At 60.9% G+C, this 14,814-nt stretch carries 15 protein-coding genes and 1 pseudogene; 13 read left to right on the top strand and 3 right to left on the bottom strand.

The features are described 5' to 3' along the window. The 10 genes and pseudogenes from BFP93_RS28205 to BFP93_RS05145 form a co-directional block, all read left to right on the top strand. Positions 1-123, top strand: a pseudogene (locus BFP93_RS28205) (cobalamin biosynthesis protein); the annotation flags it as partial. Beyond that, complete coding sequence (cobD, locus tag BFP93_RS05185) at positions 116-1,105, top strand: threonine-phosphate decarboxylase CobD (RefSeq protein WP_065892319.1); 990 nt, start codon at positions 116-118, stop codon at positions 1,103-1,105. The pseudogene BFP93_RS28205 and the gene cobD, both read left to right, overlap by 8 nt. Then, positions 1,102-2,553, top strand: coding sequence for a cobyric acid synthase (locus BFP93_RS05180; RefSeq protein WP_065892318.1), 1,452 nt, complete (start codon positions 1,102-1,104; stop codon positions 2,551-2,553). Before cobD ends, BFP93_RS05180 begins: the two co-directional genes overlap by 4 nt. A 487-nt stretch (positions 2,554-3,040) precedes the next feature. Further along, positions 3,041-3,562 carry a bifunctional adenosylcobinamide kinase/adenosylcobinamide-phosphate guanylyltransferase gene (cobU, locus tag BFP93_RS05175; RefSeq protein WP_065892317.1) on the top strand — a complete coding sequence of 174 codons (522 nt, stop codon included), beginning with the start codon at positions 3,041-3,043 and terminating at the stop codon, positions 3,560-3,562. Then, positions 3,559-4,614: a nicotinate-nucleotide--dimethylbenzimidazole phosphoribosyltransferase gene (gene cobT / locus BFP93_RS05170; protein WP_065892316.1), complete on the top strand. Its 1,056-nt coding sequence runs from the start codon at positions 3,559-3,561 to the stop codon at positions 4,612-4,614. Before cobU ends, cobT begins: the two co-directional genes overlap by 4 nt. Continuing rightward, a complete protein-coding gene (cobC, locus tag BFP93_RS05165) occupies positions 4,611-5,186 on the top strand; it encodes an alpha-ribazole phosphatase family protein (RefSeq protein ID WP_065884510.1) in 576 nt (191 codons plus the stop codon). The genes cobT and cobC overlap by 4 nt, the downstream gene beginning before the upstream one ends. A 2-nt stretch (positions 5,187-5,188) precedes the next feature. Next, positions 5,189-5,917, top strand: coding sequence for an adenosylcobinamide-GDP ribazoletransferase (locus tag BFP93_RS05160; protein WP_065892315.1), 729 nt, complete (start codon positions 5,189-5,191; stop codon positions 5,915-5,917). 42 nt (positions 5,918-5,959) lie between these two features. Beyond that, positions 5,960-6,364, top strand: a complete 405-nt coding sequence (locus BFP93_RS05155) for a MarR family winged helix-turn-helix transcriptional regulator (protein ID WP_065884512.1) — start codon at positions 5,960-5,962, stop codon at positions 6,362-6,364. Positions 6,365-6,417: 53 nt separating this feature from the next. Beyond that, positions 6,418-7,626, top strand: coding sequence for an MFS transporter (locus tag BFP93_RS05150; protein WP_065884513.1), 1,209 nt, complete (start codon positions 6,418-6,420; stop codon positions 7,624-7,626). A gap of 150 nt (positions 7,627-7,776) precedes the next feature. Next, positions 7,777-8,328 carry a glutathione peroxidase gene (locus BFP93_RS05145; protein ID WP_065892314.1) on the top strand — a complete coding sequence of 184 codons (552 nt, stop codon included), beginning with the start codon at positions 7,777-7,779 and terminating at the stop codon, positions 8,326-8,328. A gap of 117 nt (positions 8,329-8,445) precedes the next feature. Here the strand turns inward: BFP93_RS05145 and BFP93_RS05140 are convergent, their stop codons facing one another. The 3 genes from BFP93_RS05140 to BFP93_RS05130 form a co-directional block, all read right to left on the bottom strand. Further along, complete coding sequence (locus tag BFP93_RS05140) at positions 8,446-9,723, bottom strand: OmpP1/FadL family transporter (protein WP_065892313.1); 1,278 nt, start codon at positions 9,721-9,723, stop codon at positions 8,446-8,448. Between the two features lie 487 nt (positions 9,724-10,210). Beyond that, on the bottom strand, positions 10,211-10,435 hold the full coding sequence (locus BFP93_RS05135) for a hypothetical protein (RefSeq protein ID WP_010208698.1): 225 nt from the start codon (positions 10,433-10,435) through the stop codon (positions 10,211-10,213). 442 nt (positions 10,436-10,877) lie between these two features. Further along, the gene (locus BFP93_RS05130) at positions 10,878-11,183 is read right to left on the bottom strand and encodes a hypothetical protein (protein WP_065884516.1); all 306 of its coding nucleotides are present in this window, start codon (positions 11,181-11,183) and stop codon (positions 10,878-10,880) included. 454 nt (positions 11,184-11,637) lie between these two features. Between BFP93_RS05130 and BFP93_RS05125 the strand changes: the two genes are divergently transcribed. The 3 genes from BFP93_RS05125 (at position 11,638) to BFP93_RS05110 (ending at position 14,774) form a co-directional block, all read left to right on the top strand. Further along, positions 11,638-11,961 carry a hypothetical protein gene (locus BFP93_RS05125; RefSeq protein ID WP_065892312.1) on the top strand — a complete coding sequence of 108 codons (324 nt, stop codon included), beginning with the start codon at positions 11,638-11,640 and terminating at the stop codon, positions 11,959-11,961. Between the two features lie 175 nt (positions 11,962-12,136). Then, entirely contained in the window at positions 12,137-13,501 is a 1,365-nt protein-coding gene (gene rmuC, locus BFP93_RS05120; RefSeq protein WP_170876030.1) for a DNA recombination protein RmuC, read from the top strand. Between the two features lie 125 nt (positions 13,502-13,626). Beyond that, positions 13,627-14,774, top strand: a protein-coding gene (locus tag BFP93_RS05110; protein ID WP_122582746.1) for an IS3 family transposase whose coding sequence is annotated in 2 segments (ribosomal slippage) — positions 13,627-13,882 and positions 13,882-14,774 — 1,149 coding nt in all. Because the reading frame shifts where the segments join, the coding sequence is not laid out codon by codon here. The last annotated feature ends 40 nt before the right edge of the window (positions 14,775-14,814 follow it).

The following is a 14,814-nucleotide window of genomic DNA, read 5'->3' as shown; positions in this document are numbered from 1 at the left end:
CCGCCGTTGGGCGAAGGCCCGCCGGCCGACGCTGACGCCATCGACCGTGGCTGGCAACTGGTGCAGCGCGGCGTTTGGTTGTGGCTGCTGATCCTGTGCGCGGGGGCGCAATTTTATGCTTGAACATGGTGGTCGGCTGCGTAAGGCCGCAATTGAATACGGGATTGCCGAAGCGGATTGGCTCGATTTGTCCACTGGCCTGGCGCCCTGGCCGTGGCCGATCCCGGAGATTCCTGCGCGCGCCTGGGCGCGGTTACCCGAAGCCGATGACGGCCTGGAGAAAGTGGCCAGCGACTACTACGGCGCCGCCCAAGCGTTGCCGGTGCCAGGCTCCCAGGCCGCGATCCAGTTACTGCCGCGCCTGCGCCGTTCGGGCAAGGTCGGGGTGCTGTCGCCGTGTTATGCCGAGCACGCCGAGGCCTGGCGGCGTGCCGGTTATGTCGTACGCGAAGTGCAGGAGCAGGAAGTCGACTTCTTTCTCGACGGCCTCGACGTGCTGGTGGTGGTCAACCCCAATAACCCCACCGGCTTGAACCTGGCCCCTGAGCGCCTGCTCGACTGGCACGCGCGGCTGGCCCAGCGCGGCGGCTGGCTGGTGGTGGACGAGGCCTTCATGGATGTTACCCCGCACTTGAGCCTGGCCAGCCACACCCATCAGGTCGGCTTGATCGTGTTGCGCTCGTTTGGCAAGTTCTTCGGCCTGGCCGGGGTGCGCCTGGGTTTTGTGCTGGCCGAGCGCAAGTTGCTCAGGTTGTTGGCCGAACAGGTCGGGCCTTGGGCGGTCAGCGGGCCGACCCGGGTGATTGGCCAGCATTGCCTGAGCGACAGCGCCGGGCATGTCCGCCAGCGCACCCGTTGCCTTGAGACCGGCCAGCGTTTGTTCGACCTGCTGCAGCGCCAGGGCTTTGAACCCCACGGGGGCTGCGCCCTGTTCCAGTGGCTGATCACACCGCACGCCGAACGCTTGCACGAATTCATGGCCCAGCGCGGCATCCTGCTGCGCCTGTTCGTGCACAACAGCAGCGTGCGTTTCGGCCTGCCTGGCAGCGAGGCCGATTGGCAGCGCCTCGAGACGGCCCTGGCCGCCTATAAGGAAGTGACATGACCACGCTGATGGTGCAGGGCACCACCTCCGATGCCGGTAAAAGCACGCTGGTGACCGCGCTGTGTCGCTGGCTGGTGCGCCAGGGGGTTCCGGTCGCACCGTTCAAGCCACAGAACATGGCGCTCAACAGCGCGGTGACCGCCGAAGGTGGCGAGATCGGCCGCGCCCAGGCCGTGCAGGCTCAGGCCGCCCACCTGGCGCCCCACACCGACATGAACCCGGTGTTGCTCAAGCCCAACAGCGACACCGGTTCCCAAGTGATCATCCATGGCCGCGCCGTGACCAGCATGAACGCGGTCGCCTACCACGACTACAAGGCCATCGCGATGCAGGCGGTGCTGGCCTCCCACACGCGGTTGAGCCAGGCCTATGCGGTGGTCATGGTCGAAGGCGCGGGCTCGCCGGCCGAAATCAACCTGCGCGCCAATGACATCGCCAATATGGGCTTCGCCGAGGCCGTGGACTGCCCGGTGCTGTTGATCGCCGATATCAATCGCGGCGGGGTGTTCGCCCATCTGGTCGGCACCCTGGAGTTGTTGTCCCCCAGCGAGCAGGCACGGGTACAGGGGTTCATCATCAACCGTTTTCGCGGTGATATCGCGCTGCTGCAACCGGGGCTCGATTGGCTGGAGGCGCGCACCGGCAAGCCGGTGGTGGGCGTGCTGCCCTATGTGATGGACCTGCACCTGGAGGCCGAGGACGGTATCGACCAGCGCCAGATCGACAAGGCTGCCCAGGTGCTCAAGGTGGTGGTGCCGGTGCTGCCGCGCATCAGCAACCACACGGATTTCGATCCGCTGCGCCTGCATCCCCAGGTGGACCTGCAATTCGTCGGGCCGGGCCAGCCGATCCCGGCTGCCGACCTGATCATCCTGCCGGGGTCGAAAAGTGTGCGCAGTGATCTGGCGTATTTGCGTGCCAATGGCTGGGATACGGCCGTGGCGCGGCATTTGCGTTATGGCGGCAAGGTGCTGGGCATTTGTGGCGGGTTGCAGATGCTCGGCGAGCATGTGCATGACCCGCTCGGTCTGGAAGGAGCCGCCGGCTCCAGCGACGGGTTGGGGCTGCTGGCGTTCAGTACCACGCTTGCGCAGGAGAAGCAGCTGCGCAATGTGCGCGGACGGTTGCTGCTGGAGGATGCCGAGGTCAGTGGGTATGAGATCCATGCGGGGGTGACGAGCGGCGGGGCGCTGTCGAATGCCGCTGTGCGGCTTGATGATGGGCGCAGTGACGGTGCGCAGAGTGCCGATGGGCAGATTCTCGGGACGTACCTGCATGGCTTGTTCGAAACCCCGGCCGCGTGCAGTGCGTTGTTGCGCTGGGCGGGGTTGCAGGAGGTGCAGGAAGTGGATTATCACGCGCTGCGTGAGCGGGATATCGAGCGGTTGGCGGATTTGGTGGAGCACCATCTGGATACGGACTTGTTGCGCAGACTGTGCGGGCTTTGACGGTGTGTACGCGGACAGAATGTGGGAGGGGGCTTGCTCCCGATGGCGGCCTCTGGGCCGACCAGGATGTTGGATTGGACCGAGTACATATCCGTTTCTGCGGTAACGGCTGCTTAGGGTTCCGCCCTTACGGCGGCTCACTTTTGAAAAGCGCAAAAGTAAGCAAAACGCTCTTGCCCCACCACTCGGCACCTCGCTTAGGCTCGGTGTGCCAGCGTGGTTTAACGGGGCGCCTAAGATCAAGATCAAGAGCGACTCGCTGCGCATCGTGGTTAGGGTTGGGTGCTACTGAGTTGTGTAGACGGCCGCGGACTAAATGTGGGAGGGGCGGTGCGACGATTCGACTTGCCCCCGATAGCGGTGGGTCAGTTATCGAAGTTTTCACTGTTACTCCCTCATCGGGGGCAAGTCGAATCGTCGCACCGCCCCTCCCACATTGTTCGGTGGCGGCCTCAGCCGGTCGGCGGGCCTTGGAAGGTATGTGCTTATGCATCAATTAATTCTCGGCGGCGCTCGCTCGGGCAAGAGTCGGCTGGCCGAAAAGCTCGCCGGCGACAGCGGGCTGTCTGTGATTTATATCGCCACCAGCCAACCGCTGGACGGTGAGATGAATCAGCGCGTTGCCTTGCATCGCGAACGGCGTCCGGAGCATTGGGGGTTGATCGAAGAACCCGTCGAGCTGGCGCGTGTGCTGCGTGAAAACGCCGCTGCCGGCCATTGCCTGTTGGTCGACTGCCTGACTTTGTGGCTGACCAATCTGTTGATGCTCGAGGATGCCGAGCGCCTGGCGTTCGAGCGCGATCAGTTGCTGCAAACCCTGGCGTCGCTGCCGGGTGAAATCATTTTTGTCAGCAACGAGACCGGACTGGGTGTCGTGCCGCTGGGCGAATTGACTCGCCGTTATGTGGATGAAGCCGGTTGGCTGCATCAAGCCTTGGCCGAGCGGTGTCAGCGTGTGGTGCTGACGGTGGCCGGCCTGCCCCTGACTTTGAAAGGTACTGCGTTATGACCGATTCCTGGTGGCTCAACCCCTGCAAGGCCATCGATGCTTCTGCGCAGGAACAGGCGCGGGACCGTCAGCAGCAGTTGACCAAGCCCGCCGGTTCCCTCGGCCAGTTGGAAGCGCTGGCGGTGCAATTGGCCGGTTTGCAGGGCCGGGTCAAGCCCTCGGTGGATCAACTGTGGATCGCGATTTTTGCCGGCGACCACGGCGTGGTCGCGGAAGGCGTGTCGGCGTTTCCCCAGGAAGTGACCGGGCAGATGCTGCACAACTTTGTCACCGGTGGCGCGGCCATCAGCGTGTTGGCCCGGCAACTGGACGCGCAGTTGGAGGTGGTCGATCTCGGCACGGTGACGCCCTCCCTGGCGTTGCCCGGCGTGCGTCACCTGAATATCGGCGCGGGCACGGCCAACTTCGTCAACGGCCCGGCGATGACCCAGGCTCAGGGCAATCAGGCCCTGCAGGCCGGGCGAGACAGCGCACACCGCGCCCTGGAAAACGGCGCACAGCTGTTTATCGGTGGCGAGATGGGCATCGGCAACACCACCGCCGCCAGTGCGTTGGCCTGTGCGCTGCTCGATTGCCCCGTGGGTGAGCTGACCGGGCCGGGCACGGGTTTGAATGCCCAGGGTGTCAGTCATAAGGTGGCGGTCATCGAGCGCGGCCTGACACTGCACGGGGCCCAGCGCGACGACGCGCTGCAGACGCTGTTCAACCTGGGGGGCTTTGAAATCGCCGCGCTGGTCGGTGCCTATCTGGCCTGCGCCCAGGCGGGCATCGTGGTGCTGGTGGACGGGTTTATCTGCAGCGTCGCCGCACTGGTCGCCACGCGCCTGAACCCGGCTTGCCGCGAGTGGCTGGTGTTCGGCCACCGTGGCGCCGAGCCGGGCCATCGTCACGTGCTGCACAGTCTTGACGCGCAGCCTCTGCTCGAGCTGGACCTGCGCCTGGGCGAAGGCAGCGGCGCGGCGTTGGCGGTACCGCTGTTGCGCCTGGCCTGTGCGCTGCACGGGCAGATGGCGACCTTCGCCGAAGCGGCCGTGGCGGATCGTCCCGCATGACGTTGCACCTGGATGTGCTGCGCCACGGTGAAACCGAATTGGGCGGCGGCCTGCGCGGTAGCCTGGATGACGCCCTGACGGCCAAAGGCTGGGAACAGATGCGCGCCGCAGTCGCAGGGCGGGGGCCGTGGGACCGGCTGATCAGTTCGCCGTTGCAACGCTGCGCGCGCTTTGCCCAGGAGCTGGGCGAGCGTCTCAACCTTCCGGTCAGCCTGGAAAAAGACCTGCAGGAGCTGCACTTCGGCGCCTGGGAAGGGCAGAGCGCGGCGGCGTTGATGGAAACCGATGCCGAGGGCCTGGGCTTGTTCTGGGCGGACCCCTACAGTTTTACGCCGCCGCAAGGTGAGCCGGTGGGCGCGTTTTCCGAGCGGGTGCTTGGTGCTGTCTCACGTCTGCGCCAGGCCCATGCCGGTGAGCGCGTGCTGTTGATCAGCCACGGTGGCGTGATGCGGCTGCTGTTGGCGCGCGCGCGGGGTTTGCCTCGAGAACAATTGCTGAATGTCGAAGTCGGCCATGGCGGGCTGTTCAACTTGCAAGTCGCGACCGATGGCACGTTGAAGGAAGGAGGCTGACCATGCTGCCATTCTGGATCGCCTTGCAGTTCCTGAGCAGCCTGCCGATTCGCCTGCCGGGCATGCCGCAACCGCAGGAACTGGGGCGTTCGTTGCTGTTTTATCCGCTGGTGGGCGTGCTGTTCGGCGTGCTGCTGTGGAGCCTGAACGCGTTGTTGACGGGCACGCCACTGTTGCTGCACGCCGCGCTGCTGTTGAGCGCCTGGGTGCTGCTCAGCGGCGGCCTGCACCTGGACGGCCTGGCCGACAGTGCCGACGCTTGGCTGGGTGGTTTTGGTGACCGTGAACGCACCCTCACCATCATGAAGGACCCACGCAGCGGGCCCATTGCCGTGGTCACCCTGGGCCTGGTGCTGCTGCTCAAGTTCACCGCGCTGGTGACGCTGATCGAGCAGCACAATAGCGCTGCGCTGATTCTCGCGCCGCTGATCGGTCGGGCGTCGATGCTGGCGCTGTTTCTCACTACGCGTTATGTGCGCGCGGGTGGATTGGGTCAGGCGCTGTCGGATCATTTACCCAGGGTTGTCGGCCAGCAGGTGCTGATCCTCAGTGGACTGGCCTGCATCCTGATCGGCGGGTTCAACGGGGGGCTGGCGGTATTGCTCGCCGCAGTGTGTTTTATCGGGTTGCGCCAGGTGATGGTCAAGCGCCTCGGTGGCACCACCGGCGATACTGCCGGCGCACTGCTGGAACTGCTGGAAACGGCGGTGCTGATTGGACTGGCGTTGTAACACCTTCTTGCATTTGCACAACTCCGGGTATATACACGCTCCATGCTTGCCTCCCAATGTTTATGCACCAACCTGCGACGCGCCGCCCGTGGCGTCAGCAGGCATTACGACGGCGCCCTCGACGGCTTCGGGATCAACGTTGCGCAGTATTCCTTGCTGTGCAACCTGCAACGTCTCGATCAGCCGAGCATTTCCAGCCTGGCCGAAGCCATGGGCCTGGACCGCAGCACCCTGGGGCGCAATCTGCGCGTCCTCGAAGGTGACGGCCTGGTGCGGTTGGTCGAGGGTGATGACCTGCGCAATCGCCTGGTGGTATTGACCGAGGCGGGCCAGCAGCGTTTGGCGGCGGCCCTGCCGGCATGGGAAGCGGCGCAACAGAAATTGATCGATCAGCTTGGCGCGCAAAAGCGCGAAACCCTGTTGGCCTTGCTGGATGAACTGGCCTGAACGGCGGTTTGTTCGGCTACAAGCGGGTATATACCCGCGACGGAGAATAAGAAATGACCTCGATGTGGCGCACCAGTGGCTGGGTTCTTTTGGGGAGTGCGCTGATCCTGGCGCTGTCGTTGGGCGTGCGGCACGGCTTTGGGCTGTTCCTGGCGCCAATGAGCAGCGAATTCGGCTGGGGGCGTGAGACGTTCGCTTTTGCCATTGCCTTGCAGAACCTGATCTGGGGCCTGGCACAGCCGTTCACCGGGGCCTTGGCCGACCGCTTCGGCGCGACCAGGGCGGTGTTTGTCGGCGGCGTGTTGTACGCCGTGGGACTGGTGCTGATGGGCATGTCGGATTCGGCGTGGTCATTGTCCCTGAGTGCCGGGTTGCTGATTGGCATCGGCCTGTCCGGCACGTCGTTTTCAGTGATTCTCGGCGTGGTCGGCCGCGCCGTAGCACCGGAGAAACGCAGCATGGCCATGGGCATCGCCAGCGCCGCCGGCTCCTTTGGCCAGTTCGCCATGGTGCCTGGCACCCTCGGCTTGATTGGTTGGCTGGGCTGGTCGGCGGCGCTGCTGGCACTGGGCTTGATGGTGGCGTTGATCCTGCCGCTGGTGGCCATGCTCAAGGACAAACCGCTGCCGGTGACGCTCGGTCAACAAACCCTGCGCGAAGCGTTGAAGGAGGCGTGCTCCCATTCCGGGTTCTGGCTGCTGGCCTTCGGCTTTTTCGTCTGCGGATTCCAGGTGGTGTTTATCGGTGTGCATCTGCCGGCGTACCTGGTGGACCAGCATCTGCCGGCCACGGTAGGCACCACGGTGCTGGCCTTGATCGGCCTGTTCAATGTGTTCGGCACCTACACCGCCGGCTGGCTGGGTGGGCGCATGTCCAAGCCGCGTTTGCTCACCGGCCTTTACCTGCTGCGTGCGGTGGTGATCGGGCTGTTCCTGTGGGCGCCGGTCACCGAGGTCACGGCTTACCTGTTTGGCATGGCCATGGGCTTCCTCTGGTTGTCCACCGTACCGCTGACCAACGGCACGGTTGCCACCTTGTTTGGCGTGCGAAACCTTTCGATGCTGGGTGGGATTGTGTTCCTGTTCCATCAACTCGGCTCGTTTCTCGGTGGCTGGTTGGGCGGGGTGGTCTATGATCGAACCGGTAGCTATGACTTGATCTGGCAGGTGGCAATTTTGCTCAGCCTGCTCGCGGCGGCCCTGAACTGGCCGGTGCGTGAGCGGCCGGTGGCGCGCATTCAGGCGCAAATGGAGGCGGCATGAGTGCAGCACTGCGGTGCGTGATCCTGGCGGTGGCGCTGGTGGTGTTGCTGCTGGCCTGGTGGGGCTGGCAGCAAGGCGGCCTGGCGTTGATGCAGTTGGGCATGGCGATCTGTTAAGTTCTGTGTCTGAACCGAATCAAGGACCTTTGATATGTTGATGCGCTGGCTCGCTGTACCCGTCCTGATGGCTGCTGGCAGTGTGGCCCTGGCCGCCGGATGCCCGCCGTTGCTGGAGGGCCAATTGCCCAAGCTGCGGGCCAAGGAATCCATTGACCTGTGCCAGCGTTTTGCAGGCAAGCCTTTGGTGATCGTCAATACGGCGAGCTTCTGCGGCTTCGCTCCCCAATTCAAAGGCCTCGAAGCCTTGTATCAGCGCTATAAGGGCGAAGGGCTGGAGGTGATTGGCGTGCCTTCCGACGACTTTAAGCAGGAGGCCAAGACCGGTGAGGAAACCGCCAAGGTCTGCTACGTCAATTACGGCGTGACCTTCACCATGACCGAGCCGCAGAAGGTCAAGGGGCCGGACGCGGTGCACCTGTTCAAGAGCCTGGCGCAGCAGACCGACACGCCGCCGAAGTGGAATTTCTACAAGTACGTGGTGGATCGCCAAGGCAAGGTGATTGCCAATTTTTCCAGCCTGACCAAGCCTGACAGTCCCGAGCTGATCAAGGCAGTGGAGCAGGCGATCGCTTCCAAGCCCTGATAGCAAGTCATGATCGTTCCCACGCGGAGCGTGGGAACGATCAATCACATACAGGATCGTCCATTAAAAAGCCCCGCCTCCTTTGCAGGAGGCGGGGCTTTTTTATACCGCGATGAATCAGAAGCGGTAGGTCATGCCCAGGCCGAAACCGTTGGCACTGTTCTCATACTTGGCGTTGTAGCTGGCCAGTTGGTTGGCGCGTGCAACCTTGACGTCCTCTTCCTTCAGGTAGGAGTAAGCCACGTCGATGGTCATGTTCGGCATGACCTCGTAGCCCAGGCCCAGACTGAAGATGGTGCGGTCGCCGGTAGGAATGCGCGGCGAGCGATCCGTGTTGTTGGTCGGCGACTGGTCGAACGTCAGGCCGGTACGCAGTACCACCTGCTTGGTCAGCTGGTACGAAGTACCCACGGCGTACGCCCAGGTGTCATGCCAGTTCTGGTCTTCCTTGATGGTGCTGACCAGGCCGGGGGCCAGCGCGCCACCCGCTCCGGCAGTCACGCCTTCGTTCTTGACGGTGATGTCTTTCAGGCGGCTCCAGCGGGTCCAGGTTGCACCGGCGTAGAGTTTCCACGCATCGGTCAGGTCCTGGGTCACCGACAGGTCGTAGGACTCAGGCGTGTCGATCTTCAGCGAGGCGTCGTAGCGATTGCTGCGCAGGAACGGCGACGTCGCGGTCGGTGCGGTGACTTCGGTGTGGCCGTCCAGCTTGTAGCTGACCTTGGAGTGGTAGGTCAGGCCGACGCGGGTGGTATCGGTGGCTTGTACCAGCACGCCGATGTTGAAGCCCAGCGCGGTGTCGTCACCCTTGATCTTGATGTTGGTGTCGGGGGCGCGAGGGTTCAGCGTCAGGTCCGATTCCAGGGTACCGGCAATGCGGTTGATGGTCGGGCCAAAACCAACGGAAACGCGATCGTTGAAGGCGTAGCTGACAGTCGGTTGCAAAGTGATGACTTTCACTTCGCTCTTGCTGCCGAAGCCACGGCCCTGGAAGCCGCTTTCGTAGTCAGTCACCAGGCCGAACGGTGCATAGACGCCGAAACCCACAGCCCACTGATCGTTGAGTTTATTGGTGTAGAAACCGAAAGGGACGGCGGTGAACGGCACCATATCGCCCTTGTTGCTGCCACTGGAGCGACCGCTGGTATTGCTCAGGTCAGTGGACGCATCGATGGCCGCGACACCGCCGGTCACCTGCTGGCCGCTCAGGCGAGCCATACCGGCAGGGTTGCCATACACAGTGCTTGCATCATCGGCAGAAGAAGAGCGACCCGCGAAACCAGTACCCATTCCGCTGACGCTCTGTTCGTTCAGGGCGAAGCCGCTGGCGAACAGTTGGGAGGAGGCCATGGCAACGGCGAGGCTAAGTGTGGTCTTGAGCATTACTTTTTTCATTATTAGAACTCCGTGTGATCACCGCTGCGGAAAGTATCAATAAATTTCACATCGCGCTATAGGCTGTAATGCAGGAGATAGAGCGGTTTTGTAGGACAATCCGACCAGATTTGTGGTTTTTTGGCGAATCTTGCAAATTGCCCGGTCAGCAGGTCGCGTGTTTCATGGGGCAGACACAGGTTTGCCGGGCCTGGGAGAAATCTCACAAACGTTCTTGAGGGTGAAATATTTTTAATAATGACGGGCCCGAGAAGGCGGGCTTGGCAGCGGTGAATCGGATCTCAGGCCCGTCGCAAGCGGATCATGCCGCTTGAGTTGAAGTGTAGTGTCATACTCAACCTGTAAAGGACTGTTTTTAAAACATCTTTGTTATTCGGTTATAACGTTTATATCTATTTGTGATTAGTAAGAATTCTTTGGGTGAATTCCAGGCAATAAAAAACCCTGTTTTTCAGACAGGGTTTTGTGTTTCAGCGACTCGGGTCGATCAGGCAATCAATGCCTGACGGGTACGCTCGATCACGGCCTGCAGCGGTTCAGCGCTGGAGTATTGATCGGGGTACAGGCGTTCGCTGTGACGCGCGATGCCGTGTTCGTTGACCAGGGTGAAGCTGAAGCAGCCTTTGCGAGCGGCCATGATCAGGCAGTTCATTGGGGCAAAAGCATTGGTGAGGGTGCGAATGGCATCCTGAGTATGGATTTGAGCGTTCATATTATGGGTGTTCCTACAAATGACACAGATAAGAACCGTGCCGTATTAAAACGTTCCAGTGACGTTGATCACCATTGATCAAACGAAGAACCCGACTGGAACAAAGCAGCCAGTTTGAAGCGCTATTGAATGAGGCGCGCTTTGGCTGGCAGGTAGGTACTTAGGAGGGCAGGCAACACAACAGGGGCAAAGGTTCTGGGCCCCGGGTGAAGATCCTGATCAATTTGCAGGTTGGTTCGGTCAGAGTATGGAGACTTCGCGACACCCTTTGCTTGTTCAAAGGCCGTGTCGTCGCAAGTGATACCTGGAAACCATCGAGGTGGTCGATCCCATGTGATTCAGGGATATGTTCGACCAGAATTGACTTTCAGCTTGGTACTAACGCTGCGGATAGTAACGGATCGAAACAGGGAAGGGAAGGGGTCCCGTAAAAAAATCCCGATCAGCCCCCCAGCAGCCCGCGATAGACCAGCACGGTGATCGACGCGGCCAACGTACAACCGAGTGCGTAGGCGGCGAGGGTCAGCCTCAAGGACTTGCCGGTCTCGATGACCCGAATGACATCACGCATGTCGCCGATCCCGCCTTCTCCCAGTTCGATGCACAGACTTGACGCGGTCAGAGCGGCGGATACCAGGATAGCGATGGCAAACAGCGCGCCGTCCGGGGACGGTAACAGCGCATTGATGGCCAGGGATGTCGCACAAATGGCCAGCAGCAACGTGGCGAATAACAGAATTCCTTTCATCGGCCCTGCACGGTTGCGTTGTCGGTGGAGAAGTGTGGCGAGCGGCGACCGCTTTGAAAAGTCCCCAGGCCTGCAGGCAGTAACATTTTCCCGGCCTGTCGGAGCAAAAAGGCCCGCGATATAACCATTGACTGGGTAGTTGTGCACATTTGTCGCAGCTTGTGTAACTTCAGGGGCAGCGGCCCCGGAGCCCGCTCATTTGCCTGCAATCAAAATTTAAGTCAATGAAAAATCTGGCTTTTTTTTATTGGTGAAAAAATCGTCAGTTTGACTGCGGCCCCCGTTCCATGGGGCTTTGCGCGAGTTAAAGCGGGGTTGTCCACTGAGTTATCCACAGCTTCTGTGGATTGTCCCAAGCGCTTGCTCTAGAACGGGCGTGCAGCGTTTTTTCAGCTTTACTTGTACGAAAAAAAGAGTAGAGTGGCGCGCCTTCCGGTCTGCCCCACAGTGCTTTATGAAGTTTCGCTCAGTATCACCTTCTGTTACCGACACTCCCCAAACTGTTACCGCGCCCAAGCGCTTCTCGTTGAAGGTCGCCTTGTGGCTGCTCGACAGCGCGCGCCTGGGGCAGAGTACCAACATCAAGCACTTGGCCGGCCGTCTGCTCAAGCAGCCTGCCCGTGAAGGCGTGGTGGCCGCGCAGAGCCGCCTGGGCCAACTGATGTGCCGTGAATGCGGAAATGCCCGCGACCGGCGTATCGGCCAGGACCTGCTGCGTTCGGCGGCCCGTGCCGGTGATCGCCGCGCCCAGCGCGAATTGGGCCAGGTCGAAGACTGAGCTGTCCTCCCGTGCCTTGCTTGGTTAACCTTGCTGTTTTTGGGTGAAGGCAGAAATGACTATGGTGTTCGACTGGACCAGTGTCGCCCTCGGCCTTGCGGGCGCAGCCCTGCCGTTACTGGCGTGGTGCTGGCAGCTTCAACGGCGGCTGACCGCGCGCACCACCGGTTGGGAGTTGCTGGAAGAGCGCCTGGCCACCGCGCAACTGGCCCAGGAAGGGCTTGCCGCGCAGTTGGACGCCAGCCGCGACGAGATCAGCGATCTGAGCCAGGCCAATGCCGCCAAGCAGGCCGACCTGGCTGCGGTACGCCGCGAAGTCGAGCTGTTGCAGATCGACCGCGATAACGCCCGCGACGCCGCCCACGCCTGGAATATCGACCGCAGCGCCAAGGAAACCGAACTGCGCCGCCTTGACGCCCTGGCCGCGGCCCTGCGCGCCGAGCTGCGGGAACAGCAGGACAGCCATCAACAACGTCTCGCCGACCTGCAAGGTTCCCGCGATGAGCTGCGCGCGCAGTTCGCCGAACTCGCCGGGAAGATTTTCGACGAGCGCGAACAACGCTTTGCCGAAACCAGCCAGGAGCGTCTCGGGCAGTTACTCGACCCGCTCAAGGAACGCATCCAGTCCTTCGAGAAGCGCGTTGAAGAAAGCTACCAGAACGAAGCCCGCGAACGCTTTTCCCTGGCCAAGGAGCTTGAACGCCTGCAGCAATTGAACCTGCGCCTGTCGGACGAAGCCACCAACCTGACCCGCGCCCTTAAAGGCCAGAAAACCCAGGGTAACTGGGGCGAACTGATCCTCGAGCGGGTGCTGGAACATGCGGGGCTGGAAAAAGGTCGCGAGTATCAGACCCAGGTCAGCCTCAAGGGCCCGGATGGCGAACGCTTCCAGCCGGACGTGCTGATCATGTTGCCGGGCGACAAGCAGGTGGTGGTGGACTCCAAGGTCAGCCTGACCGCCTACCAGCAGTACGTCGCAGCGGATGACGAGGTGATTGGCCAGGCGGCGTTGAAACAGCATGTGCTGTCCTTGCGCAATCACGTCAAAGGCTTGGCCGGCAAGGATTACAAGCGCCTGGAAGGCTTGCACAGCCTGGATTTCGTGCTGTTGTTCGTGCCGATCGAAGCGGCGTTTTCCGCAGCGCTGCAAGCCGAGCCGAACCTGTTCCAGGAAGCCTTTGACCGCCATATCGTGATTGTCAGCCCGACCACCTTGCTGGCCACCCTGCGGGTGATCGACAGCCTGTGGAAGCAGGAGCGTCAGAGCCAGAACGCGCGGGAAATCGCCGAGCGCGCCGGTTGGTTGTATGACAAGTTCGTGCTGTTTATCCAGGATCTGGACGAAGTGGGTAATCGCCTGCAACAGTTGGATAAGGCTTACAGCGCAGCGCGCAACAAACTGACGGACGGACGCGGGAATCTGGTCAGTCGCACCGAGCAGTTGAGACTGCTTGGCGCCCGGGCGAGCAAGAGTTTGCCGGCGGATTTGCTTGAAAGGGCAATGACCGATTCTGACGGCGTGGCGCATCTACCCGAATGAAAACGCAGATCAAAATGTGGGAGGGGGCTTGCCCCCGATGGCCATAGATATCTACACAACTCTGAGCTGGTCTAATAGTCCCGGACACCTCAATAGGTGAAACTACACCTATTGAGGAGTATTCCATGACCAAGAAGTACAGAAAATTCGACGCCGCTTTCAAGCTAAGAGTCTGCAAGATGATTGTTGACCAAGGCCTGAGCGTGAACTCCGTTTGTACCGATTTAGACTTGAGTGACACTGCCGTGCGCCGCTGGGTCCAGCAGTACCAAGCCGAGCAGTTAGGTGGTACAGGGATTGGTAAACCGTTAACCAGCGAGCAACAGCGTATTCGTCAGCTTGAGCAGCAGATCCGCGAGCTGAAGACTGACAACGATATATTAAAAAAAGCTACGGCCTTCTTTGCCCGCGAATTGAAGTGATCCACCAATTGGTTCACCAAATGCAATGCAAGGCCTACCCGGTAATACGTATCTGCCGGGTTTTGCGGATCAGCCGTTCGGGGTTCTATGAAGCTCGTCAGCGGTCTTTTAAGCCAAAAGCTGTCTGTCCGGTTGCAGCTCAGGTCAAAGCTACGTTCATGACCAATGAGCACTGTTATGGCAGTCGTCGGGTGATGAAAGCACTGCGTAGCGATGGCGTATCCATTGGGCGGCACAAGGTCCGTCGGCTGATGAAACAACAGGATTTACGCCCGATCTGGAAGCGCAAGTTCGTTCATACCACCAACAGTAATCATAATTTCCCGGTAGCTGAGAACCTGCTCAACCGCCAGTTTAACCCCGAGCAGATCAACCAATCATGGGTTGCTGACATCACTTATATTCGCACTCGAAGCGGCTGGCTGTACTTGGCGGCTGTCATGGATTTGTATTCACGCAAGATCGTAGGCTGGTCCATGGCTCCGCATATGCGCGCAGAGTTGGTGTGCAGTGCTATGCAACTAGCCATCACACAGAGGCAGCCTAAACCGGGTCTGATCGCGCACTCAGATCGGGGCAGCCAGTATGCAGGCGCTACTTACCAAGCCATGCTGACACGACATGGCTTGCGCTGCAGCATGAGCCGCAAGGGCAACTGCTGGGACAACGCAGTCATGGAACGTTTCTTCTTGAACCTGAAGATGGAGCGTGTTTGGAGGAAGGACTATGCCAATCATGATGAAGCAATCAGGGACGTCACGGATTACATTGTGCGGTTCTACAATGAACGACGAATGCATTCATCGTTAGACTATTTGCCGCCCAATCAGTACGAGCGGCAAACAGCCTGAAAACACCGATTGAGGTGTCCGGAAAAAGTTGACCACCTCA

Origin of the sequence: Pseudomonas sp. 44 R 15 (genome assembly GCF_900004965.1) — a bacterium.
Lineage (GTDB): Bacteria > Pseudomonadota > Gammaproteobacteria > Pseudomonadales > Pseudomonadaceae > Aquipseudomonas > Aquipseudomonas orientalis_A.
This window is presented reverse-complemented; position numbering and strand designations above follow the sequence as displayed.

Coding starts and splice junctions, on each gene's coding strand:
- BFP93_RS05180 (WP_065892318.1), top strand. CDS start 1,102: ATGACCACGCTGATGGTGCAGGGCACCACCTCCGATGCCGGTAAAAGC.
- BFP93_RS05150 (WP_065884513.1), top strand. CDS start 6,418: ATGACCTCGATGTGGCGCACCAGTGGCTGGGTTCTTTTGGGGAGTGCG.
- BFP93_RS05145 (WP_065892314.1), top strand. CDS start 7,777: ATGTTGATGCGCTGGCTCGCTGTACCCGTCCTGATGGCTGCTGGCAGT.
- BFP93_RS05160 (WP_065892315.1), top strand. CDS start 5,189: ATGCTGCCATTCTGGATCGCCTTGCAGTTCCTGAGCAGCCTGCCGATT.
- cobU (WP_065892317.1), top strand. CDS start 3,041: ATGCATCAATTAATTCTCGGCGGCGCTCGCTCGGGCAAGAGTCGGCTG.
- BFP93_RS05130 (WP_065884516.1), bottom strand. CDS start 11,183: ATGAAAGGAATTCTGTTATTCGCCACGTTGCTGCTGGCCATTTGTGCG.
- BFP93_RS05140 (WP_065892313.1), bottom strand. CDS start 9,723: ATGAAAAAAGTAATGCTCAAGACCACACTTAGCCTCGCCGTTGCCATG.
- BFP93_RS05135 (WP_010208698.1), bottom strand. CDS start 10,435: ATGAACGCTCAAATCCATACTCAGGATGCCATTCGCACCCTCACCAAT.
- cobT (WP_065892316.1), top strand. CDS start 3,559: ATGACCGATTCCTGGTGGCTCAACCCCTGCAAGGCCATCGATGCTTCT.
- cobC (WP_065884510.1), top strand. CDS start 4,611: ATGACGTTGCACCTGGATGTGCTGCGCCACGGTGAAACCGAATTGGGC.
- cobD (WP_065892319.1), top strand. CDS start 116: ATGCTTGAACATGGTGGTCGGCTGCGTAAGGCCGCAATTGAATACGGG.
- BFP93_RS05125 (WP_065892312.1), top strand. CDS start 11,638: ATGAAGTTTCGCTCAGTATCACCTTCTGTTACCGACACTCCCCAAACT.
- BFP93_RS05155 (WP_065884512.1), top strand. CDS start 5,960: ATGCTTGCCTCCCAATGTTTATGCACCAACCTGCGACGCGCCGCCCGT.